The sequence below is a fragment of the Acidicapsa borealis genome (genome assembly GCF_059115245.1).
Genome location: NZ_JCACNY010000001.1, coordinates 2,331,084 through 2,352,945, shown reverse-complemented (window position 1 = coordinate 2,352,945; position 21,862 = coordinate 2,331,084). Strand labels below are relative to the sequence as shown.

Annotated in this window: 20 protein-coding genes; 10 read left to right on the top strand and 10 right to left on the bottom strand. The window is 58.6% G+C overall.

Features of this window, described 5'->3' with window-relative positions:
* Positions 1 to 140: 140 nt before the first annotated feature.
* The gene (locus AC5S27_RS09740; RefSeq protein WP_493934374.1) at positions 141 to 3,965 is read right to left on the bottom strand and encodes a carboxypeptidase-like regulatory domain-containing protein; all 3,825 of its coding nucleotides are present in this window, start codon (positions 3,963 to 3,965) and stop codon (positions 141 to 143) included.
* A 610-nt stretch (positions 3,966 to 4,575) separates the two neighbouring features.
* On the opposite strand from AC5S27_RS09740, the gene AC5S27_RS09735 reads away from it, so the two are divergent.
* The 4 genes from AC5S27_RS09735 (at position 4,576) to AC5S27_RS09720 (ending at position 6,656) form a co-directional block, all read left to right on the top strand.
* On the top strand, positions 4,576 to 5,322 hold the full coding sequence (locus AC5S27_RS09735) for an HAD family hydrolase (RefSeq protein WP_493934373.1): 747 nt from the start codon (positions 4,576 to 4,578) through the stop codon (positions 5,320 to 5,322).
* 72 nt (positions 5,323 to 5,394) lie between these two features.
* On the top strand, positions 5,395 to 5,892 hold the full coding sequence (locus AC5S27_RS09730) for a (deoxy)nucleoside triphosphate pyrophosphohydrolase (RefSeq protein ID WP_493934372.1): 498 nt from the start codon (positions 5,395 to 5,397) through the stop codon (positions 5,890 to 5,892).
* Between the two features lie 117 nt (positions 5,893 to 6,009).
* Positions 6,010 to 6,288 carry a hypothetical protein gene (locus AC5S27_RS09725; RefSeq protein ID WP_493934371.1) on the top strand — a complete coding sequence of 93 codons (279 nt, stop codon included), beginning with the start codon at positions 6,010 to 6,012 and terminating at the stop codon, positions 6,286 to 6,288.
* Positions 6,285 to 6,656 carry a type II toxin-antitoxin system PemK/MazF family toxin gene (locus AC5S27_RS09720; RefSeq protein WP_493934370.1) on the top strand — a complete coding sequence of 124 codons (372 nt, stop codon included), beginning with the start codon at positions 6,285 to 6,287 and terminating at the stop codon, positions 6,654 to 6,656. Before AC5S27_RS09725 ends, AC5S27_RS09720 begins: the two co-directional genes overlap by 4 nt.
* Positions 6,657 to 6,693: 37 nt before the next feature.
* Here AC5S27_RS09720 and AC5S27_RS09715 read toward each other — a convergent pair whose 3' ends face one another.
* Complete coding sequence (locus tag AC5S27_RS09715; RefSeq protein ID WP_493934369.1) at positions 6,694 to 7,944, bottom strand: Nramp family divalent metal transporter; 1,251 nt, start codon at positions 7,942 to 7,944, stop codon at positions 6,694 to 6,696.
* A 176-nt stretch (positions 7,945 to 8,120) separates the two neighbouring features.
* Here AC5S27_RS09715 and AC5S27_RS09710 point away from each other — a divergent pair, with 176 nt between their 5' ends.
* A complete protein-coding gene (locus tag AC5S27_RS09710) occupies positions 8,121 to 9,374 on the top strand; it encodes a glycoside hydrolase family 172 protein (RefSeq protein WP_493934368.1) in 1,254 nt (417 codons plus the stop codon).
* Between the two features lie 52 nt (positions 9,375 to 9,426).
* On the top strand, positions 9,427 to 10,092 hold the full coding sequence (locus AC5S27_RS09705; protein WP_493934367.1) for an NAD(P)H-binding protein: 666 nt from the start codon (positions 9,427 to 9,429) through the stop codon (positions 10,090 to 10,092).
* Between the two features lie 8 nt (positions 10,093 to 10,100).
* Here the strand turns inward: AC5S27_RS09705 and AC5S27_RS09700 are convergent, their stop codons facing one another.
* Together AC5S27_RS09700 and AC5S27_RS09695 are read right to left on the bottom strand one after the other, a co-directional pair.
* A complete protein-coding gene (locus tag AC5S27_RS09700) occupies positions 10,101 to 11,357 on the bottom strand; it encodes a magnesium transporter MgtE N-terminal domain-containing protein (protein WP_493934366.1) in 1,257 nt (418 codons plus the stop codon).
* Positions 11,358 to 11,387: 30 nt separating this feature from the next.
* Positions 11,388 to 12,164, bottom strand: a complete 777-nt coding sequence (locus AC5S27_RS09695; protein ID WP_493934365.1) for a LysR family substrate-binding domain-containing protein — start codon at positions 12,162 to 12,164, stop codon at positions 11,388 to 11,390.
* Positions 12,165 to 12,562: 398 nt separating this feature from the next.
* Between AC5S27_RS09695 and AC5S27_RS09690 the strand changes: the two genes are divergently transcribed.
* Positions 12,563 to 13,027, top strand: coding sequence for an ATP-binding protein (locus AC5S27_RS09690; protein ID WP_493934364.1), 465 nt, complete (start codon positions 12,563 to 12,565; stop codon positions 13,025 to 13,027).
* 27 nt (positions 13,028 to 13,054) lie between these two features.
* Positions 13,055 to 13,399, top strand: coding sequence for an STAS domain-containing protein (locus AC5S27_RS09685; protein WP_493934363.1), 345 nt, complete (start codon positions 13,055 to 13,057; stop codon positions 13,397 to 13,399).
* A gap of 89 nt (positions 13,400 to 13,488) precedes the next feature.
* Here AC5S27_RS09685 and AC5S27_RS09680 read toward each other — a convergent pair whose 3' ends face one another.
* Complete coding sequence (locus AC5S27_RS09680; RefSeq protein ID WP_493934362.1) at positions 13,489 to 14,067, bottom strand: LemA family protein; 579 nt, start codon at positions 14,065 to 14,067, stop codon at positions 13,489 to 13,491.
* 57 nt (positions 14,068 to 14,124) lie between these two features.
* Positions 14,125 to 14,964 (bottom strand): TPM domain-containing protein, encoded by an 840-nt coding sequence (locus AC5S27_RS09675; RefSeq protein WP_493934361.1) that lies wholly within the window; start codon positions 14,962 to 14,964, stop codon positions 14,125 to 14,127.
* A gap of 123 nt (positions 14,965 to 15,087) precedes the next feature.
* Here AC5S27_RS09675 and AC5S27_RS09670 point away from each other — a divergent pair, with 123 nt between their 5' ends.
* Complete coding sequence (locus tag AC5S27_RS09670) at positions 15,088 to 17,190, top strand: S9 family peptidase (RefSeq protein ID WP_493934360.1); 2,103 nt, start codon at positions 15,088 to 15,090, stop codon at positions 17,188 to 17,190.
* 165 nt (positions 17,191 to 17,355) lie between these two features.
* Positions 17,356 to 17,985, top strand: a complete 630-nt coding sequence (locus AC5S27_RS09665; RefSeq protein ID WP_493934359.1) for a TonB family protein — start codon at positions 17,356 to 17,358, stop codon at positions 17,983 to 17,985.
* 17 nt (positions 17,986 to 18,002) lie between these two features.
* Here the strand turns inward: AC5S27_RS09665 and AC5S27_RS09660 are convergent, their stop codons facing one another.
* From AC5S27_RS09660 to AC5S27_RS09645, 4 genes are all read right to left on the bottom strand, one after another.
* On the bottom strand, positions 18,003 to 19,856 hold the full coding sequence (locus tag AC5S27_RS09660; protein WP_493934358.1) for an ABC transporter ATP-binding protein: 1,854 nt from the start codon (positions 19,854 to 19,856) through the stop codon (positions 18,003 to 18,005).
* A gap of 32 nt (positions 19,857 to 19,888) precedes the next feature.
* Positions 19,889 to 20,266, bottom strand: a complete 378-nt coding sequence (locus AC5S27_RS09655; RefSeq protein ID WP_493934357.1) for a MotA/TolQ/ExbB proton channel family protein — start codon at positions 20,264 to 20,266, stop codon at positions 19,889 to 19,891.
* Between the two features lie 75 nt (positions 20,267 to 20,341).
* The gene (locus AC5S27_RS09650; RefSeq protein WP_493934356.1) at positions 20,342 to 20,857 is read right to left on the bottom strand and encodes a gluconokinase; all 516 of its coding nucleotides are present in this window, start codon (positions 20,855 to 20,857) and stop codon (positions 20,342 to 20,344) included.
* A gap of 3 nt (positions 20,858 to 20,860) precedes the next feature.
* Complete coding sequence (locus tag AC5S27_RS09645; protein WP_493934355.1) at positions 20,861 to 21,775, bottom strand: SCO family protein; 915 nt, start codon at positions 21,773 to 21,775, stop codon at positions 20,861 to 20,863.
* Between the last annotated feature and the right edge of the window lie 87 nt (positions 21,776 to 21,862).

The window sequence follows — 21,862 nt, the reverse complement described above, 5'->3', positions numbered from 1 at the left end:
CGGCTACAGAACCATGATGAACACCGAATCAAATCCAGCAACAGGTGTAAAAGAATCTTTGCAGCAGCGGCATTCCGGGCGAGAAAATGCCCCGCATGCGAGAAGCCTGCGGGGCATTTCTGTTCGGTCTATCACCCGGATTAGAAGTTGTACTTGCCGGAGAACTGCATCTGGCGAGGCTGGACCAGCAGCGAGGCGTACTGGCCAAAGAGGGTGCTGGAGCCATTGGTGGTGGTGCTGTTGACGTTCAGGCCGTCGGCAGACTGCGTGTTGAAGCGGGTGTCGTTGAGGACGTTGAAGACTTCAACCGAGAGCTTCAACTTGTGCTCGTGAAAGATGCGGAAAGACTTCGAGAGACCGTTGTCGAGTGAAAGGTAGCCATCTCCGCGGAAGTTGTTGCGCTGGCCTGTTTCGCCTGGATACGCGAAGCGGAGGTTGTTCAAGACCTGCTGCACCGTCTGATTCTTCCAGGCCGTCTCAAAGCCGCCGTTGCTGGCAACATAGCGGTGACCGCCGGACTTGATTTTACCGATCTGCACCATGTTGCTTTCATTGGCGAAGTTGGTGCCGTAAACGTAGGTCGCATGGGCCGAGAATGGAAGTGCAGAGCTGTAGTGAACGAGACCGTCGAGTGTCCATCCGCCGATGATGTGGTCGATGAGGCTATTGGCGTTGGAGAAGAACTTTGCGCCGCGGCCAACCGGCACATCGAGGATGTAGTTGGCGGTAATGTTGTGGCGGATGTCGAAGTCCGAGGGTGCATACATCTGCGATGGCGAGAACGTGTTGATGATCGGGTTCCAACCATTGTTGGCCTTGCGCTCGGGGTCGGAGCCGTAGTCGAAGGAATGGCCGTAGGTGTAGTTAAAGTCGTACTGCAGGCCATACTTCAGCGTCTGCCGCAGTGAGACCTGCAGCGCGTTGTAGTTGCTGCTGGCGACCGACGACTGCGTATAGATGGACGAATACTGCGGGAAGAAGAAGCGGAAGGTGCTCTGGCCGTCGGCGGCCGAGCCGGGGTTGAGGTCGTTGTTGTAGAGCGTATCGGTTTCGTTGCCGCGATCGCCGCCCTGGATCGATGCGTAGATAGCCTGCGTGCCGGTGTAGGTACCGATCTGATTACCGTTGGCGTCGAACTGAGGGTGCGTGGCGTTGGGGAAGATGTCCTGCCAGTACTTCATGGTCGGCACGGCGCTGGGGTCAACGCCCTGATCGACGAGCTTGTCGATGGCGGTAATGGCCTGGAAGTAGGTCTGGTTGCTGCCGGGGTCGTAGACGTTGGATGGCGCTGCTACATCGAGGCTGGCAAGGACATGACGTCCGAGGCGGCCAACGTAGGTTGCGGTAAGCGTAACGCCCGCTTTGAACTGATGCTGGACGGTGAGGTTGAAGGTCTCTGCGTACGGCGTCTTGATGGTGTCGTCGATGCTGCTGACGAAGGAGAAATTCTGGTCATCCGGCGTGACGGGGAAGGTACGTGGTGAGGCAGTGATGGTGGGCACCGGAACGTTGTGGTACCCGGTGAACCGCTGAGCCGTATCCACGCTGCTGTAGTTGGAGACATATTGGGTATTCAGCGTAAAGGCGCCATTGGCATCGTAATTGTCAATGACACCCTCGCCGAAGTGGTCAAAGACCAGACCGAAACCGGCGCGGATGGAGGTCTTTTCGTCGGGTGTGGAGTAGGCGACGCTGAAACGCGGCGCAAAGTTGGTTTTCTGCGGCGACCAGAGGTTGGGCTTGTTGTTGGCCGAGCCTGCGGGGACGACGGAGATACGGTTGTTGAACGGATTGCCTGCTGCGGCCGCACCGGAGTTCGACGCCGTGATGCGGTTGGCGAGGAAGGTGCGCAGCGGCGCGCTGGGGGCTACTTGCTGGCCGTTCGTTTCGTACGGAACGCCGAGATAGCTATAGCGCAGGCCGGCAGTGAGTGTGAGATGAGGCGTCGCCTTCCAGCTGTCCTGAACGTAGTATTCCTGTTCCGCGGAGCGGTAGTGGCGAGTCGGTTCGGTGCCGGGCGCGAGCGGGTTGAGTTGATTGCCCTGAATCTTGAAGTTCAGATATTGCGAGGCATAGGTGATGCCGCCAACGGCTCCAAGAATCGAGCTGTTGTAGAAGGTGGAGAAGCTCGGATCGACCGGCGTGTAGCCGAAGGCGCCAGGATCGAGGCTGGTTCCTTTGCCTGCGATGGCTGCCGTCGCGAGCAGGTCGGCGGTCACGTCACCGGTGGGATAGAGGGTGAAGTCGGCATAGCGGGAGTTTGAGATGAAGCGGTCGTTGATGCCGAACTGGATGGTGTGGCGGCCCTTGATCCACGTCATGTCGTCGATCACATTGTGCACCGGCACGATATTGATTGAGGAGGTGTTGGTGGAGGTGAGGTTAGTGACGGCATCAAAAGATACGTAGGGCTGATTGGTTGCGCCGCGAATCGCCTGATTCTGACGGATGTAGCCGTAGCGGAAGTTGTTGGTGAGCGAGTTGGTGATGCTCCAGATATGGCCGGCAGCGATACCGCGGGAGTTGCTGTAGGTGGCCGAGTTCGGCGGTCCACCGGGGAATTGCACCGGGCTCAGAAGGTTGTCGGCCTGCAGATTGCCGCGGACGAATAAGGTCTGCCGTGAGGTCAGGTTGTAATCGAGGCGGGCGATGTTGGTGATGAGCGATTCCGGCGCGGGTGAGGCGAAGACGAAGCCGCCGGTGTTGTAGCCATCGCCGGCGTTATTGGAGTTGGCTTTGGGGAACTGGTTGAAGTAGGCGATCGCTGCAGCATCTACGCCGGGGCCGTTGGGGCAGGCTCCGGTGGCCGTACAGTTGGGATCCATCTTGGCGATGTCCGAGGGTTGCAGCGTGGTGATGTGAGCCGTGCTGTCGGTGCTCAGCGAGTCGCGATAGGTAACGGTCTGGGTGATCAGGCCGCCGAAACCATCGACGGTAGGTACGCCAGCAACCGGGTTGAGCACGGAGGGTACCTGGTTGAGAACGACGGAATCGCTGGCTTGCTTAAAGCCTTCATAAGCGCCAAAGAAGAAGAGCTTGTCCTTCTTGATGGGGGCGCCAAACGACGCTCCGTAGGTGTGCTGCAGGATTTTGGCAGCAGTGTTGGGCTGGCCGCTCGCCAGTTCGCCCTGCTTGTAGAACCAATCATTGGCGGAGGCCGCCGGGTCACGGTAGTACTCGTAGGCGCTGCCGTGAAGTGCGTTGCTGCCGCTGCGGGTGACCAGCGAAACCTGTGCGCCGGAGGAGCGGCCGGAGTCGGCATTGGGGTTGCTGGTGACGACACGGAACTCTTCTACGGAGTCGCGGGTGGAGCGAAGGACGCCGTTGAAGGCGTAGCCGTTGTTCTGGTCATTGTCGTCAACGCCGTCGAGTGTGACATTGGTCTGATCCTGCCGCGCGCCATTGACGATACCGGTACGGGAGTCCTGGTTGAGGCCGGCGGTTTTGCCACCTGGGTCGAGCGACTGTACGCCAGGCTGGAGCGAGAGCAGCGAGAGGACGTTGTCCGCCTGGTAGGGGAGATTCTGGATCTGCACGCTGTCGAATGGCTTGCCGAGCGTGGCATCCGCGGTGTTCACCGTGGCTGCTGTGGCTTCCACACTGACCGTGGTTACGGCCCCGATGGACATTTTGACATTGACCGTGGCTGGCGACGCGACCAGCAGTTCCAGTTCCTGCTTGAAGTCGGAGAAACCCGGGGAGCTGACGGTCAGTGCGTAATGACCGGGAGCCAACTGAGGAAATTCGAATGCACCCTTCGACTTGCTCGGCGTGGTCTTGACGGTGCCTTTTGAAGCATCCGTGATGGTGACCGTTGCGCCTTCAACGGCTGCCCCGGAAGGATCGTAGACTGCGCCGCTGAGGGACGTAGTGTTGGTCTGAGCCACCAGAAAAGACGGCGTGAACAGGAGCGCTACGAACGTTACAGGTATGAAAAGGAGTGCAAGACTGCGACGAATCCTCAAGAGGACCTCCGGGAATTTTGGACTGCATGTAGTGCTCTAAAAATCGAAGCAAAAGATGAATCGAGATGAACCGGCGCATCCATGAAACAGTTTTTAAGCTGCTGGTGATAAGTGCGTTGCGGGGAAGATCATGGATGCAGCTTGGGGCTGAGGTTAGCCTGTTGTGGCCCTTCGTGAGGGACAGACATTGCATTAAGCCCCGGAGGGCATTTCGGACCCTGCCAGATTTCCAGACAGGGTTGCGGAAGCAATGGTGCATCCGCTGGCGACAAGTGCGGCAAAAGCTGTCACTGGCCTGATGAAGGCTGCTCGCCGCGAAGGAATTTCCAGCGGGTATGCGCTCAATCTATCAAAGCTGCAGTGATATTCAGGCTTATGAGATTCTTTTATGGCTGGCATAAGCGCACACGACCGCCAGCAGGAGGTTTTAGCTATAGGCTGTTCGTGCGGCAGGTCGAATATAAAAGTTTGTCGGGGGTGGATAGTCAAAATGCGTCCGCTGGGGGAGAATGGTAGGAACGGTACACGATAGCGCATGTAACGACGCGATGGCCTGAGCCGAGAGATACCGATGGCCGGAACGGCGCGGTTTAAATGAGGTTGAAGACGAGTGACAGTCAAAGAACTTGAAATTCCCCGCTGGACGGCTGCAGAACTGGAACAGCTGGTAACAGGGCTCGATCCCAAGGTTGCTGTATTTGATTGCGATGGCACGATCTGGAGCGGCGATGCCGGTTACGGGTTCATGGTCTGGTCGATTGAGCAGGGTCTGGTGTCCCGAACCGCCAGCGACTGGATCGATACGCGGCACAGGGCTTACATGGCCGGCAAGGTTTCCGAACTGGACATCTGCGGCGAGATGACGCAGGTGTACGCGGGCTTACGCGAACAGGAGCTGCGCTCGGCGGCGGCGGAATTTGTGCGGAGCCATGTGCAGGGTCGAATCTTTCCGGAGATCGACCAGTTGCTCGAGACCCTAGGAGCGAAGGGCACGACGCTCTGGGCTGTGAGCTCCACCAATAAGTGGGTTATCGCAGAAGGCGTCCGGCAATTTGGCATTCCTGAAGAGCGGGTGTTGGCGGCTGAGGTACGGGTCGAGAGCGGGTTGGTTACGGCTGACTTGATCGATGTACCGACGGATGAGGGCAAGGCTGCTTCGTTGAAGCGGGTGGGACTTCCGTACCCGGACGCCGTTTTCGGCAACTCGATTCACGATCTAGCCATGCTGGAGATTGCCCGCAAGGCCTTTCCTATCAATCCTTCTCCTGCTTTGCTCGCTGCTGCCGGCGAACGGGGGTGGGGGTATTTCCGGCCTGCAGCGGCCGAAGGTGTGCACGCAGCGGTCGCCGGAGAGTAGCCCGGCGCTGCAAATTTCTCGACCTTTGTCCAATCGAACTGGTTTGTCTTCAGGAGTTTCCGGCTTGGCGCCTTGAGCGGCTACACTGGTTACGTGACGGAAGAGCTGCCAGATTCTGAGGTCCATTCTGTACCGGGCGGGGAACCCGCCCCGGTGTCCGGTGCGCGACCGGGAGCGCTGCGCCTGGTGGTGGCAGCGCTTATGTTGCGTGGCGACCATGTACTGATTTGCCAGCGTCGTCCCGATCAGCCGATGGCCTTGCAGTGGGAGTTTCCCGGCGGCAAAATCGAGCCGGGCGAAGGACCGGAGCAGGCTCTGGCTCGCGAACTCAGCGAAGAACTGGGCATTGATGCGACCATCGGGAAGCGGGTTACGCATATCAGGCACAACTACAGGCATGGCGGGGCGGTCGATCTGCAATTTTTCGCGGTCTATGAGTTCCGCGGTGAGATTGAGAATCGCATCTTCAAGGAAGTGCGCTGGGTGAAGCTGGAAGAGTTGCCGGGATTTGACTTCCTGGCGGCGGATCGCGGACTCATCAAGGATCTGGCCGCTGGCAAGCTGCTCTAGTCTCTCACGCGCACAGAAAGTCACTACCGGCAATGGATTCGGTGAGGAGTTCCTACCGTACTCTCGACTCTCCCGGGATTGCACCCAACTTAGGCGATAAATGGTACGATCAAAGGTATGGCAACTCAGGCGACATTCAACAAAATCAAGCGAAGCTTTACGATTTCCCCTGAATCCGCTGCTTTTCTACAGGAAGCAAGACAGCAGAGTAACGCAGGGTCGGACTCTGAAGCATTGGATTTGCTGCTCCGCGAACTGATGCTTAAGCGAAGATTGGCCGCGATCGAGGCGGCCTATACCGACTACTACGATGCAATATCAGGCGACCAGCTTCAAGAGGACTCTGCATGGGCTGAGATGGTTGGCCGCAGTCTAGTAACCGGGGTCGACCAATGAGCGCTGCTCAGGCAAGACTTCCACAGCGGGGTGAAATCTGGTGGACGCGCTTCCCTACTGATCCCCCTGACAAGGGGCGAAGGCCGGTCATTATCGTGTCGCCGAATGCGCGCAACACTCATCCACGAGCCAACACAGTACTTGCGATCCCACTCTCGACATCCATTCACAAATTGGGTCCAGCTCAACTTCTCCTTCGAGCAGGCGAAACCGGCCTTCGAGAAGATTGCGCAGCACAAGCAGATAACCTTTGTGTTGTATTACGTGACGATCTAGCCGAACCCGTTCAAGGACATCGGCCCGTTTCCAACGCGCAAATTTGTCGGCTGGCATCTCTCGTGAGAACTGCCATGGGATGCGTTGAATAAGCTCGGGCACCCACGTTATCAACTGATCGAGTAACGTTCACCGCGCGGGAATCAGTCCATAGAGCATGACCAGTGTCATCCCGATGACAATGAGACTGGTGCCCCAGGCGATAACGTTCCAGAGCGGCGAGTTGCTGTGCTTGCCCATCAGATCCTTGCGGTTGATGAGGATCAGCATCAGGATGATGACGACTGGCAGCAGCATCCCATTCAAGACTTGCGAGAGAATCGCCACATTCACCAGCTGAGAATCTGGCAGGATGAGCACGGCAATGCCACCCCCGGCGATCAACAGCGTGTAGAGCCAGTAGAAGAATGGCGCCTCTTTGAAGCTCTTGTCGACGCCGGACTCGAGTCCAAGTCCTTCACAAACCGTGTAGGCCGTTGAAAGTGGCAGAATCGACGCCGCGAAGAGGGATGCATTGAAGAGGCCGAAGGCGAAGAGCAGGAAGGCGTAGTCTCCCGCCAGCGGACGCATGGCCTCCGCGGCGTCAGAGGCGACCTGAATCGAGCCCATTCCGTGTACGTACAGGGTTGCAGCGCAGGCTACGACGATGAACCAGGCGACGATGTCGGTAAAGAAGCTGCCAACAATCACATCGAGGCGCGAGGCAGCGTAGTCCTTGACGCGGATTCCCTTTTCGACGATGGACGACTGTAAATAGAACTGCATCCAGGGCGCGATGGTGGTGCCGACTACGCCAATGGCCATATAGATGTAGGCCTTGTCGCTCCAGACTGTCTTATGCGGCGGCTTGATGGTGGCGATTAGCGCATCGTGCCAGCTCGGCTGCGAGAGCACCCCGGCAAAGATGTAGGCGATGTAGACGACCGAAGCGATGAGAAAGATCTTTTCGACCTGCTTATAGTCCCCGCGAACAACGAGAAACCAGACCAGTACGGCGCAAATCGGCACCGAAATGAACTTGCTGATGTGGAACAGGTGCAGGCTGCCGGCAATACCGATGAATTCGGTAATAACGTTCGTGAAGTTGACGATGACCAGCAGGGCCATCATGACCACAGTGATGCGCAAGCCGAACTCTTCTCGGATGAGGTCGCTGAGCCCCTTGCCTGTGACGACACCCATGCGGGCGCACATCTCCTGGACAACGATGAGAGCCAGCGTAATCGGGATCATCATCCAGAGCAGTTCATAGCCATACTGCGCGCCTGCCTGGGAGTAGGTGAAGATGCCGCCGGAGTCGTTATCGACGTTGGCAGTGATGAAGCCGGGGCCGAGCACGGCGAGGAAGAGCATGATCCGGATTCGCGAGCGCTTCCACATTCAACCGCTTCCTTCCCTGCCGTTCGGCGTGATGCCCAAACCTGAACATATCACCCGGAGAGGCGTTCGCCGAACCTCTTGCAGATGCGTATCTTGGTGCGTCTTTTGACCGAGCCTGCGAGATGCTCGCGATGCTATGCTGACTCGTGTTTGGAGTTGCGAATCAGAGGAGACCTATGACCGTGCAGCCATCAGGCAATGAGGACAATTCGCTGGATAACATAACCGAACCGGCAAGCGCAGGGATTGCCCGGCGCCGGATGCTTGGACTGCTTGCGTCCGGGGCAGTGTTGGCAGGCTTGAGCCCGGCAAGTGCGACGGCTGAGAGCGCCGCAACTCCTCCACCGGAGCCAGCCGCCATTGCTCCAGAGGAATTATTCGCGGAGGCTCGACTGCGCAACTACAAGACACGGCGCTCTTCGAGCTGGGACAGGACTGGCGGCAACGCGGATGCCGTGCCGGTTGAGCCTGGAAAGTCGGCGACCGTTCTCGACGTGAAGGGAGCAGGCGTGGTGACGCATATCTGGTTCACCATTGCCACGCCGGACGACTATCATCTCAAGAACCTCGTCCTGCGGGCCTGGTGGGATGGAGAGAGTTCCCCTTCGATCGAAGTGCCTGTCGGCGACTTCTTCGGTTTGGGATTGGGCGAATACTTCACCTACCAGTCTTCCCTGCTGGCCGTAGCTTCCGTGAAAGCGCTGAACGCCTATTTCAAGATGCCGTTCTCTACCGCTGCCAAGATGACTGTGACTAACGAAGGCGACGTGAAGACAGATGCTCTTTACTTTGCCATCGACTATGTCACGCTGCCATCTCTGCCGGGCGATCTGGGACGCTTTCACGCGCAATACCGGCAGGCGGCTCCGTGCAAGGGGATCGTCGATAACTGGAAGTTCAACTGGGACAAGTCCGTCAACGACATCAAGAACCTGGACGGCAAGGACAACTATGTCTTCCTGGAAGCGACCGGGCGTGGGCATTTCGTGGGCGTGACGCATGCCGTCCTGCAGAACCAGGAAGGCTGGTTTGGCGAGGGCGACGACATGATCTTCATCGACGGTGACGCCCTGCCTACCATCACCGGAACCGGCACGGAGGACTACTACAACGGAGCCTGGGATTTCAGCAGTCAGCCCTTCGCCTTCCAGCACAATGGCGCGCCCTACATCAAGGGCGACGAAAGACTGGGCAGCCGGTACTGCCTCTATCGCTGGCATACCGAGAGTCCAATCGCATTTGAGAAGTCGATTCGAGTGACGATGGAGCATGGCCACGGCAACAGCCGCTCCGACGACTTCTATTCGACAGCGTACTGGTACCAAACCGAGCCGCATGCCGCCTTCCCTGCCCTGCCAGCACCAGAAGCCCGCGTGCCGCGCATCTTCCACGTAGCTGGAGCTGGGGCTATCGAGCCGCCCGGCAAGTAATCTGGCTTACGCTCAGCGGAACGCGGCAAGCGTCAGCGCTGTTGGAGGCACGATGAAGATCCTTATCTTTGGTGCGACTGGAATGGTTGGGCAAGGTGTGCTTCGGGAGTGCCTGTTGGCCGACTATGTCACCGCTGTGACAGCAGCTGGTCGCACTGCCACTGGAGTACGGAATGCCAAGCTGCAAGATCTGGTCGTCAACGATATGTTCGACACGGCTTCGTACGCGCAAAACTTATCCGGTTTCGATGCATGCTTCTTTTGCCTGGGCGTTTCTTCGGGTGGCATGAAGGAGCCCGAATATACCAGGATGACTTACGATCTGACGATGGTTGTCGCCGAGGCTCTGGCCGCAGAAAGCCCTGAGATGACCTTTGTCTACGTCTCTGGAGCGGGTACAGATAGTACGGAACAGGGACGATCGATGTGGGCGCGGGTCAAGGGTAGGCTGGAAAACTCCCTGCTGCGATTGCCTTTTCGAGCGGCGTATATGTTTCGCCCCGGAATGATTCTGCCCTTGCACGGGATTCGATCCAAGACAAAGTCGTACCGGATCTTATACACAGTGATCAAACCCCTCGGACCGCTGCTGCGATGGGCGTTACCCAGACAGGTGCTGACGACGGAAGAGGTTGGCTTAGCCATGCTTGCTGTTGCAAGAAATGGTGCGAGCAAGCGCGTACTGGAAACTGGCGACCTGCGAGATATCATCCGTTAACTTACGGCTTATAACTTCTCCATGAGATAGCTGATGACGTGGTCTGAGTGGACAACCCCAACCATCTTGCCGTCCTTATCAACAACCGCTAAGGAACGCAGATTGTATTTGTCGAATAACTCGGCCACATCCGACTGGTGCATATCTGCCGGGCAGGAGCGGACGCGGACTTCTGCAAGAAGACGCAAGTGGCTGGCCGGTTGAGCCACTACCATGCGTGAGAGCGGAACCGATCCGCGCAACAGATCGTCTGTATCCAGCAGGTAAATCTCCGTCACAGACTCGGGATCGCCGTCGAAGTCGCGCAGAGCCTGAACCGCGTCGGCAACCGTAGCATCGGCCGGAACTGCGACGTAGTTAGTTGTCATGCGGCCGGCGGCGGAGTCTTCATGGAACTCAAGCAGCTCTTCAACCTCGTGACGCTCTTCCGGGTCCATCTCTTCAAGGATGGCCTCGGAGCGTTCGTCGGTCATTTCGCTGAGCAGGTCGGCTGCAGCGCCGGGGTCCATCTCTTCCACGATGTCCGCGATGCGCTCTTCGTCGAGTCCGGCGAGAAGAGCCTTTTGCAGCTTCGGCTCGACTTCTTCCAGTGTCTCCGCTGCAACCTGCTCATCAAGGGTCGTGAAGATCGCTTCCCGCTCGGCGGGAGCGAGATCAGCAAGGATCTCTGCGAGTTCGGACGGGTGCATATCCGCAAGCCGTTCATGCTCAATCTTGAGTTTCACACGCCGGGCAGGATCGACTTCGATGACATCGACGAACTGCCATGGAATACCCCGCGAGGAGAAGCGCCGGGAGAACGATTCGAGGGTGTGGCGTGGCAACAGTCCTTTGAAGACGCGCTGCACCGCGCCACGCAAGCCTACCTCTACCTGTGATACGCGCAACAGGTGGGCACCGCCATGGCCAAGCCATTCCAGTTCGACATCGTTCACGCGAACGACTTTGCGGCCATGGATATCGATGATCTGGCGGTCGATCAGGTCCTGCTGCAGGAAGAGGTAATTTTCGTCGCCGTTGAGCGGACTGAGTGCACCTGGAGACCGGAGTTCGAGCGTGCCTGCGGGGGTTTCCATGACCTGTAACGACGGGACGATTCGCAGGCCCTGCCGGGTCTTGAGGACAAGACCAGCAACGCGGCCTGCTTCGGATCCTGTGGCCACGGCGATATCTTTAATGCGGCCACGGATGTTGCCCTGCGTGTCGGTGACGGGCGTGCCGAGCATGGCAGTAAGGCTGACGCGGGTTGCGGTACGTGGGCGCATGGCAGAGTCCGGAGTTGCAGCAGCTTGAGTTTAGCTTGATTTACCGAAGGTACGCGAATGGGGCTTGTGATCGCTGGCGTTGGCTGTCATATGGACGATGTCAGCGAACCGGGCAACGATCGGGCGCGACTCCCCAGTCAGCGTAGCGAGCTCGATGGTGCTGTCGATCCTGGGGCCTTGCTTGCTTGGCTGCAGAGGCAGGCAGACGGCCTCAGTTGAGTTGATATGGAGCACGCAAGCCGGTGCGATCGAGACGCCGAGACCGGCTCCGATGAGGCGCAGGATGCTCAGCCAGTGCGAGGCCTCCTGAGCGATCTGCGGGCGAAAGCCAAACTGTTCGCAGAGAGCCAGTGGCTTCTCGAAGGCGCGGGTACCAGCGCTGCGCGGGTAGTGGATGAAGGCTTCATTGCGCAGCGAGGCAGGGGAGATGGACTTCTGCTTCGCGCGTGGATGATTGGCGGGAAGGACAGCCACGAATTGCTCCGCGTAAATGGGCACGGCATCGAGGCCGAGTGTCGGGTCCCCATCACGAAGCAGTCCTGCGTCCAAGGTGCCGTTCTGCAGCCCTTCGACGACCTTGCTGGTGAAGGATTCGTGAAGGTGCAGCCGTACGAGCGGGTTGGCTTTGCGGTAGGCACGAAAGATCGCTGGCAGAGTCGTCAGCATGGCCGACCCTACAAAGCCGATGTGCAGCGAGCCGACTTCGCCGCGTCCTATGCTGCGCGCCTCTTCAAGGTCACGGTTCACATTATGCAGAGTGCGCTGGGCGCGTTCGAGAAAGGCCGTGCCCGCTGGAGTAAGGCTCACGGAGCGCAGGTGCGGTCGAAGAGCGGGTAGCCAAGGATCTCTTCGAGTTTGCGAATCTGCTGCGACAGCGGCGGCGGGGATGGTTCGGGTCGGTCTGTCTTTGGGGTGGAGAGGTTTGTGCTACTGCCAAGCCCGGGGACAGCAGGGCGAGAGTGGCAGCGAGCACTGTGATTCGAATGAGGGTCATCATAGAATTCGTTCTTATGTAGACACTGCGGACACCTATTTTGGAAGCAATGAGCGACCAGAGCTGTCCGGCCCTCTTCAAACCTTGACACTTTGAGCCTCAGACTTGAAACTGACCGGGAGTGGCTTGTTCGCGTATTTTTCGAAGAGCCTCGTAGGGCGGCTGGGTAGCTGCCGCGGAAATTCAGGCTTAGTCGCAACGGGAGAGATAAGTGACGGAACCACAGGGCGGGCGGCGAAGCTTTAAGCTGGCATCGACGATGGACAGCGTGGCGGAGGTCGAGGCAGCGGCGGAAAAGCTGACGCAGCAAGCCGGCATGGACGAGGACGAAAGTTTCAAAGTCGTGATGGCCGTGCGCGAGGCGGCGGTGAATGCTGTTCTGCATGGCAATGGCTACGATCCCAACAAGCAGGTCAGCGCAAGTTTTGAAAATACCGGCAAATCGTTGGTGATTACGATTGCCGATGAGGGCGAAGGCCTCGATCCGGACAAGCTGCCAGATCCCCTGGCGCCCGAAAATTTATTGCGCGGGACGGGCCGCGGCATCTTCCTGATACGATCCTTCCTGGATGAGGTACACTTTCGTCAACTGCATCCGGGAACGGAACTGACGCTGATCAAGCATCTGTCGCCTGCACCCAGCGGAGAAGCACCCCAAACACTGGATACGAAATAATCTGAATACCCCTAAGGAGGGAACTCTGTGGCACTCTCAATTGCAACTCGGCAACTGGATGGCGTAACGATTCTGGATTTGAGTGGGCGGATCACGCTCGGCGAAGGCAGTGTGCAGTTGCGCGATGCGATTCGTGACCTGATCAGCAAGGGTGTGAAAGACATCCTGCTGAGCCTCGGCGACGTAAACTACATCGATTCGTCAGGCCTGGGTGAACTGGTGAGCGCGTTCACCACGGCAAAGAATCAGAATGCCAACGTGAAACTCCTCAACCTGACCAAGAAGGTCAAGGACGTTCTGCAGGTGACCAAGCTCTACACCGTATTCGATATCTACGACGACGAAGCCAGCGCCATCGCTTCCTTCAAGTAGTCTCTCCGGTTTTGAAGCATGCAAAAAGGCTGCGCCGAGGTTGGATTCTCGGCGCAGCCTTTTTGCGTTCTGGGGCAGGAATTCTGTAGTTAGAATTTCACGTTGGGCACGGTGCGAGCCGTCGGGCTGGCCTGGAAGTAGGCGTCGTTGACGTGGAAGCCGAGGATGCCCGCCCATACGCTGTTCGGAAACTGGCGAATGAACTTGTTGTAGTCCTCGAGCGACTCGTTATACCTTCGGCGGGCTACGCCAATGCGGTTTTCCGTTCCCGAAAGCTCATACTGCAGGTTCTTGAACTGCTCGCTGGAGCGGAGTTGCGGGTAGTTTTCCGTGAGCGCCAGCAGGCGGCCGAAGGCTGAATCCAAAGTGCCGTTGGCGGCGATCTTGGTCTTGGGGTCGGTCGCGTTCAGCAGGCCGGCGCGGGCGTTGGCGATATCGCCAAAGACGGTGCTTTCTTCCTTGGTGAAGCCTTTCACCGTCTCGACCAGGTTCGGAATGAGGTCAGCGCGACGCTGCAACTGCACGTCCACATCCGACCAGGTCTTTTTGACATTCTCATCCTTGTCGACCATCTGATTCTGCGCGGATTTAAAGCTACCGAAAATCATCAATCCGATCAGGACGAAGACGCCGAGAATGCCGAGTACGATCCAAAGTCCACGACGCATACAGTTCTTTCTCCTTGGGCTTCCCTTGGGAAGGCCGTTTCAACAAAAATCTTTGGTTTACCAGCTGCCGTCGGCCCCGCCGCCGCTCGATTGGCCACCGCCGCCACCCCCAAAGCCGGAGTCTCCACCGCCACCTCCGCCTCCGCCACCCCAGCCGCCACCGCCTCCGCCCCAACCGCCGCCTCTTCCGCCACCGAAAAGCATTCCCAGGCCGAAGCCGAAGAGTCCCCTGGCACCAAAAAAGATAAGAACGAGAACGATGATGGCAATGCGGAAGATGAGGCCGATGAGTGAAGTTCCATGGCGAGGAGCGCGGCGAACTGGAGCACCCTGGGGCGTTCCGTCGTCTGGATTGGCGTCCTGTAAGGTGACCTTCGCGTCTGCCGCGATGACATTGGCAAGCTGAACGACGCCGGAGGTGATGGCCGCGTCATAATTGCCCTGCCTGAGCGCGGGAATCATGCTGTCGCCAATATCGCCGACCTTGGCGTCGGGCAGAATCCCCTCAAGGCCGTCGCCAACTTCAATGCGGCGCTTATGGTCCTGGATGGCAAACAGCAGGATCAGGCTGCGATCGGAGCCCTTCTTGCCGAACTTCCATTTTTCTTCGAGGCGGCTGGCAAAGTCCGAGATCGCGTCGCCATCTAGCGTCTTGATGGTGACGATGGCGATCTGTGTATCTGTCTTCGAATGATCGAGCTGTCCGCAAAGGCGATTCAGCCGGTCCGTCGTCTCCGGAGACAGAACATGCGCAAAGTCTGAAACGTAATTAGTTGGCTTGGGAAGGTCTTCGACGCGTTCGGCAGACGCCGGTATGGCGGCCACAGTCGAAAAAACAAGGAGTGCAAGGCTCAATAGGAGCTTGGTGAGATTCGAATAGGGACGGCGCACTTGCATCTCTCTCCTATTGTACGCAGATTCGCACGTGGCGGTTCCATCGGCGCTCCCGCCCGGCGCCCTGCACGACTGGCTAGCAAGATTGGCCCGCGGGCGCAGCGGACAGCTATTCTGTTGGATGTGATGACTAACGATTCTGCTGTTCCCTCTGTTACCGACCCCTCGCTCCTGACCCCTCCCACCGCCCGCCGCGACCCGAAAGTCACCGAATTGCACGGAATCGCTCTCGTGGATGACTACAGTTGGCTGCGCGAGAAAGAGTCCGCCGAGGTAATCGAGTACCTGAACGCGGAAAACACCTATGCCGAGGGGGTGATGGCTCCGCTCGCCGGATTGCGCGACCAGCTTTACGAAGAGATGCTGAGCCACATCAAGCAGACGGACATCTCCGTCCCCTACCGCGATGGCGGCTGGTGGTACTACTCGCGGACAACCGAAGGACAGCAATATCCGGTGCATTGCCGCAAGGCCGATGTGGCTGGCGAAGCGGGCGGCGAGGAACAAGTGATTCTGGATGGAAATGCACTTGCGGTCGGGCATGCGTTTATGGCCATCGGCGACACCGACGTGAGCGATGATGGCCGCTGGCTGGCCTACAGCATCGATCACACCGGCTTTCGGCAGTACACGCTGCAGATCAAGGATCTAAACACGGGAGAGGTCCTGCCCGGCGAAGTCGAGCGCGTCGGTTCGATCGTCTGGGCTGCCGACAACGCGACCCTCTTCTACACCGTGGAGGATGAGGAGCAGAAACGTCAGTTTCAACTCTGGCGGCATCTGCTCGGGACGGAATTCTCCACGGACGTGTTGGTATTTCAGGATGATGACGAACGCTTCAACCTGGCCGCCGGACGCACGCGCGATGGAAAGTTTCTGCTGATGGAGGCCGGAAGCCACACCACGACCGAAGCGCGCTTTCTGGCAGCGGACAAGCCCACCGGCGAATGGACCCTGGTGGCCGAGCGCGAAGATGAACACGAGTACTCGATCGATCATCGCAACGGGCTGTGGTTCATTCGCACCAATGATGCGGGCCGCAACTTCCGTCTCGTGACGGCACCCGTTGCCACGCCTGGACGCGATCACTGGACGGCCCTGCTGGATCACCGGCAGAACGTCATGCTGGAAGACATTGACCTCTTTGAGCGCTTCTTCGTGAGTTGCGAACGGGAGGATGGCCTCCCTCGCCTGCGCCTATGGAACTTCACCGAAAACGACCGCGCCATCCAGTCAAACGAAATCAAGTTTCCGGAGCCGGTCTACAGTGCGTTTCCGCATGTGAACCGCGAGTTCGATACGAGCAAATTTCGCTACGCCTACCAGTCCCTGGTCACGCCTAGCTCTGTCTATGAATATGACCGGGCAACGAACAACTCGACCTTACTGAAACAGGTCGAAGTGCCGGGTGGATTTGATCGTGAGCGATACGCTTCCGAGCGAGTGTTTGCAACGGCTGCGGACGGTGTGCGTGTGCCCGTATCGCTGGTGTACCGCAAAGACAAATTCGAGCGTGGAAAGAATCCGCTGTACGTTTACGCGTACGGATCCTACGGCTATTCACTGCCAATCGGCTTCAACGCCAATCGGCTGAGCCTGCTGGACCGCGGCGTAGTGATGGCCTATGCGCACATCCGCGGCGGCGGCGACCTCGGCAAGCCTTGGCATGACGCCGGGAAGATGCTGGTGAAGCGCAATACGTTTACCGACTTCATTGCGGCCACCGAATATCTGACGGCCTCAGGCTACGGCGATCCGGCGCGGGTGGCCATTGAAGGCGGATCAGCGGGAGGATTGCTGATGGGCGCGGTGACCAACCTAAAGCCGGAGATCTTCCGCGTAGTCCTGTCGCATGTCCCCTTCGTCGACGTGATGAATACGATGCTCGACGCTTCCCTGCCCCTGACCGTTCCCGAGTACGAAGAGTGGGGCAATCCCAACGAAGCCGAGTATTTTCACTACATGCTGAGCTACTCGCCGTATGACAATCTCAAGCCAGGAAGCTACCCCTCCATCCTGGTCAAGACGTCACTCAACGACAGCCAGGTCATGTACTGGGAACCAGCCAAGTATGTCGCCAAGCTGCGTACCCTCAAGACGGACAATCACCCACTGCTTCTCGTGACCAACATGGAAGCTGGCCATGGCGGCGCAAGCGGCCGCTACGACTACTTGAAAGAGATAGCTTTCGACTACGCCTTCCTTATGAGGGAATTACAAATTTCTTGATAGATTTGCGGGATGCGTATCCATTTGAGTATCTCTCGCGCACGGCGAGCAGGGTCCCTCGTATGTCTGGCACTGTATGCATGCATCGCGATCGCTCAGGCAGGTTCCCCAGCGATCATCCAGCAGCCGCAACCGGATGTTGAGGGGAACTATTTTGTAGGGCCGATGGTAACTGCTCCGCGGATCGCCAAGGCGATGGCCGCCGGGTACCCGTCAGACGTGCCTCTGAAAAAAGTTGCTGGGTTCACGGTTCTGTCGATGGTGATCGCCGTGGATGGGACACCGAAGGGCATCGAGGTGCTGCATACGCATGGCGACGCATTCGATGCGGCGGCGATTGCGGCGGTGAAGCAATCGAGATTTGTGCCGGGGATGCTGACCCCCGCTGGAGGTCCTGCAAAGCCGCTGCCGGTGCGCATCGATGTGAGGGTTTCTTTTCATGCCAACCTCGCGCAGGCCGTGCCGGTGGTGGTGATTGCCGAAAGGGATCTGGCTGCGCCCGATCTCGCGAAGATCAGGAAGGGCTCGTACACGCCGCCAATTCCCATTCACACAGTCGATGCAGACTTCGTCGATCCTACGGCGAAAACGACATATAACTCGGTGGCGATTGTCACCGTGGATGTGAGCGCAGAAGGCTTACCGACGCAGGTGCGGCTTCGGCGCGGGCTGGGCTTTGGCACCGATGCGAAGGCTGTCGCAGCGGTGAAGCAATACCGCTTTTTGCCTGCAACAGAGAAAGGCCGACCGGTAGCAGCAAGCCGCGAGGTCGAGGTCAAGTTTGCTGTGTTTTAAAAGACTGTGCAGGCGCTTTAGCGGGCCGCGACTGGGACCGCATCGCCTTCGCCGGGAGCCAGGAAGAGATTGGCTTCCAGCCCATGCTGACGGGTGTAGAGGTCGTAGTAGCGGCCTTTCAGCGCATATAGCTGCTCATGGTTGCCGCGTTCGACGATCTGGCCACCTTCCACCACGAGAATCTGATCGGCGCGGCGGATGGTCGACAGCCGGTGAGCAATGACGAACGTGGTCCGGCCCTGCATGAGCTGGTTTAGTCCATCCTGGATCATTGCTTCCGATTCAGAATCGAGCGAGCTGGTCGCTTCATCGAGAATCAGAATCCGAGGCTGCGCCAGGAGCGCGCGGGCGATCGAGAGCCGCTGGCGCTGGCCGCCTGAGAGCTTCACGCCGCGTTCACCAACGATCGTGTCGTAGCTCTCGGGAAAGCGCTCAGCAAACTCGTCCACGCGTGCAGTGCGACAAGCGAACAGGAACTGCTCTTCGCTCGCATCGGGCCGCGAAAACATGACGTTGTCGCGAATCGATCCGTCGAAGAGAAAGGAGTCCTGCAGAACCACGCCCAGCTGCGAGCGGTAGGTATTCAGATTCACGCTGGCAAGGTCAAAGCCATCGACCAGCACGCGCCCCGTGACCGGATTGTGAAACGCGCAGATCAGGCTGATGATCGTCGATTTGCCTGACCCAGAAGATCCGACCAGCGCTGTCACAGATCCTGGCTCGGCGACAAAGTCGATGCCATGCAGGACCGGCTTGTCCGCCTCGTATTCAAAATGCACATCGTCAAACTGGACGCGGCCGGTAATCGGCGGCATCAGCAGCCCGCGCTTCGGATCGGCGTTCTCTTCCATCTCGGAAAGAATTTCAGTCGTGCGGTCGAGACCGGCGAAAGCCTCCGTCAACTGCGTCCCGATATTCACGATCTGGAAGACCGGCGCGATCATAAAGGCAAGGAACATGTTGTAGCTGAAGTAGTCGCCAACCGTCCAGCCATGCTTCAGGACAGCGTTACCGCCCAGCCACATAACGATGCCGGAGACAAGGCCAAGCACGGTCGTTGACGCGGAGGAAAGCGTGCTGGTCATGGTCAGCGAGCTGACCACGTTGCGAAGCAGGCGATCGACGCCGGCGCCGAAGACGGTGGCTTCGCGGTCCTCGGCATGGTAGCCCTTGATGACGCGAACACCGCCGAGGGACTCAGTGAGGCGTCCCGTCACTTCAGCGTTGATCTTGGCCCGTTCGCGGAAAATGGGGCGAATCTTCTTGAAGGCTGACTGCAGCACGACGACGAAGACGCCGACAACAGCGAAAACAGTGAGTGTGACGGAGACACTGCGGCTCAGCAGATAGGCGAACGCCAGGATCGCCGTTAGCATGCCGCCGACGAACTCGACGAGCCCGGTGCCAATAAGGTTCCGCACGCCTTCGACGTCGTTCATGATCCGAGAAACGAGTGTGCCGGTGCGGTTGGCGTCGTAGTAGGAGACCGAAAGGCGGCCAACGTGCTGCTGCACCTGCTTGCGCAGTTCTGAGATAAGCTTCTGGCCTTCCTTCGAAAGCAGTTGCGTCAACGAGAAGGACACCACCGCCTGGATAAGCGTGGCACCAATCACAATGGCAATCAGTTTCGGCAGCATTGCCGGCTGGGGATGCGCGGACGCGAGCACATTGTCCAGCAGGAACTTGCTCAGATACGGCAGCGTAAGGCCGGAGACGGTCTTGATCGCCACCAACGCGAAGCCAAGCAAAATGAGCCAGCGGCGCGGCTTGACCAGCGTCCAGATGGTGGGCCAGAGCTTGCGGAAGTCGACCTTCTTCTTGGGCGCGTCGCTTCCCTTGCCCAAACCGCGGCCTCCGCGTTCTGCTTGCATCGCCATTCCGCCACTGCGCATGCTGGGCATGGTTAGACCAGCCTTGCTTTACGCGCTGCAATGAAGGACCGCACACAAAGGATCACGTAGAACAAAGACAGCAGCGCCATCGCAGCCTTCGACTCGACCGCCGGAGGATTCGCTACCGTCTTGCCGGCGAGGGTGCCAAACCACTGAATCAGCCCCATGACCGTGCCGAGAAAACCGAGCAGCGCCAGGGTTACATTGATATGCATGAAGAGCTTGCGGCGTCCGGCGTCGGGGCTCAATGCCAGAATGCCGAAGATGCCGAGCAGCAGCCCCAGCGCGGCGGGAATCAGCGCCGTAGGGTGCTGGCTCCCCGTGGCGACATAGCCGATGATGCCAAGCACGATGAAGACGACAGCGAATCCGATGGTGACTTTTGCCATATAGGGATAAGACCTCTGGAAGTGCAGTTCCTCTTTGAGTCTACTGGAAGGGATGAGGCTGCGCTGGCGGCGGATTCAGTCGTTTTCGTCCGGCTCGTGAAAGTCAAGCCAGTCCAGCACGGTGCGAATCTCTTGCTCCACCGGCTCTGACCCGTCCAGCCGCAGCGTCAGCGACCCGCCTGTCGGAGCCTCAAGCGTCGCAATCTGGCTGTCCAGCAGCGCGGCCGGCATGAAGTGGCCAGGCCGATGCGCCATCCGCTCGGCCAGAACCGCGCGCGGCGGATCGAGCCAGATGAAGCGCGCTTCCGGCAGATTGGCGGTGAGCCGCTCTCGATACGAGGCCTTCAACGATGAGCAGGTCACAATCCCGGACTGCCCCGCCTGGTGCCAGCCGAGCATGAGATCGTGCAGAGCGTCCAGCCAAGGCGCGCGATCTTCATCGGTAAGCGGAGTGCCGGCTGCCATCTTCGCCTTGTTTGCAGCGGAATGATAGTCGTCGCCCTCGGCAAACTGCCAGCCGGTAGCTTCAGCGAGTTTTGCAGCGAGGTACGACTTACCTGAACCGCTAACCCCCATCACGATCGCGATCATGACCTATGCCTTCGGATAAAGCTTAGCGACGTCTGCGAGTACCTCTTGCGGAGTCCACTCGTTGCCGGGGTAAAACTTGACCACTTTGCCGTCGGCGCCAATCAGCGTTGTCGACAGAGTGTGTGTGATGGTCTGGTTCTGCTCGGTCGTAAGTCCCACGTCGAAGAACTGCGCCATGGGAGTCAACACCGCCTTGCTCGGAACCGCAAAATCCCAATGCTGAAAAGCCTTCGGAGCCGCCGCGCCCATGTACTGCTCGCCATACGCCTTCAGGCGGTCCGGTGTGTCTCCTTCGGGGTCGAAGCTGGCGCAGAGCAGATGGGTGTTGTTGTAGAGCTCCGGATGCAGAGCCAACGACTTTTCGATCGCCGCGAAGTTGCGCGTCACGCGCGGGCAGAAATCCGGCAGCGGGCAGCGTGTGTAGAGAAACGTCACCAGCAAGGCCTTGCCCTTGAACTGATTCAGGTGGATATGTTTGCCATCCTGATTGGTCAGCATGAAGTCCGGTACCTGGTCACCCGGCTGCGGGACGTGAAACTGCATCGCCGGCCGGTAGTCCGGCTTCGCCTGTCCAATGATGACAATATGATCGACAAAAATCTCGGCATCAGCTGTTTGCGAAACAAGCACGTCGGCAGTAATCAGATCGCCGGGATGCAGTTCGCCGAGGATGCGCGTATCGCGCAGTTTGTAAGGCATGGTCATCGCCTCCATAAATCCGGGGATGGCCTGATGGTCGAGCGTCACTTCACCTTTCGCAGCGTCGGTTGAAACAACCTTCCCGCGCAGCGGATACGTCTTGAATTGCTGGGGAGTGCTGCTCGCCGAAGAGCTGTCAGCGGCCTTATGGCAGCCTGCAATGCCGATAAGCGCGGCAAAACAGAGCAGAAGAGAAGTGGTAAGAAGTTGGCGTTTCACATACCAGTGTACAACCGCGCAGCAGGTTTTCCAGAGGGGCACCGCGGCAGCGCTAGAGGACAGCCGACCCGCACCGTAAGATTAGGA

Bases quoted from the DNA above. Each gene is read 5' to 3' on its own strand.
- AC5S27_RS09670 (WP_493934360.1), top strand. From the start codon at position 15,088: ATGACTAACGATTCTGCTGTTCCCTCTGTTACCGACCCCTCGCTCCTG.
- AC5S27_RS09655 (WP_493934357.1), bottom strand. From the start codon at position 20,266: ATGGCAAAAGTCACCATCGGATTCGCTGTCGTCTTCATCGTGCTTGGC.
- AC5S27_RS09725 (WP_493934371.1), top strand. From the start codon at position 6,010: ATGGCAACTCAGGCGACATTCAACAAAATCAAGCGAAGCTTTACGATT.
- AC5S27_RS09665 (WP_493934359.1), top strand. From the start codon at position 17,356: ATGGTAACTGCTCCGCGGATCGCCAAGGCGATGGCCGCCGGGTACCCG.
- AC5S27_RS09700 (WP_493934366.1), bottom strand. From the start codon at position 11,357: ATGCGCCCACGTACCGCAACCCGCGTCAGCCTTACTGCCATGCTCGGC.
- AC5S27_RS09710 (WP_493934368.1), top strand. From the start codon at position 8,121: ATGACCGTGCAGCCATCAGGCAATGAGGACAATTCGCTGGATAACATA.
- AC5S27_RS09660 (WP_493934358.1), bottom strand. From the start codon at position 19,856: ATGCAAGCAGAACGCGGAGGCCGCGGTTTGGGCAAGGGAAGCGACGCG.
- AC5S27_RS09675 (WP_493934361.1), bottom strand. From the start codon at position 14,964: ATGCAAGTGCGCCGTCCCTATTCGAATCTCACCAAGCTCCTATTGAGC.
- AC5S27_RS09705 (WP_493934367.1), top strand. From the start codon at position 9,427: ATGAAGATCCTTATCTTTGGTGCGACTGGAATGGTTGGGCAAGGTGTG.
- AC5S27_RS09720 (WP_493934370.1), top strand. From the start codon at position 6,285: ATGAGCGCTGCTCAGGCAAGACTTCCACAGCGGGGTGAAATCTGGTGG.
- AC5S27_RS09650 (WP_493934356.1), bottom strand. From the start codon at position 20,857: ATGATCGCGATCGTGATGGGGGTTAGCGGTTCAGGTAAGTCGTACCTC.
- AC5S27_RS09715 (WP_493934369.1), bottom strand. From the start codon at position 7,944: ATGTGGAAGCGCTCGCGAATCCGGATCATGCTCTTCCTCGCCGTGCTC.
- AC5S27_RS09680 (WP_493934362.1), bottom strand. From the start codon at position 14,067: ATGCGTCGTGGACTTTGGATCGTACTCGGCATTCTCGGCGTCTTCGTC.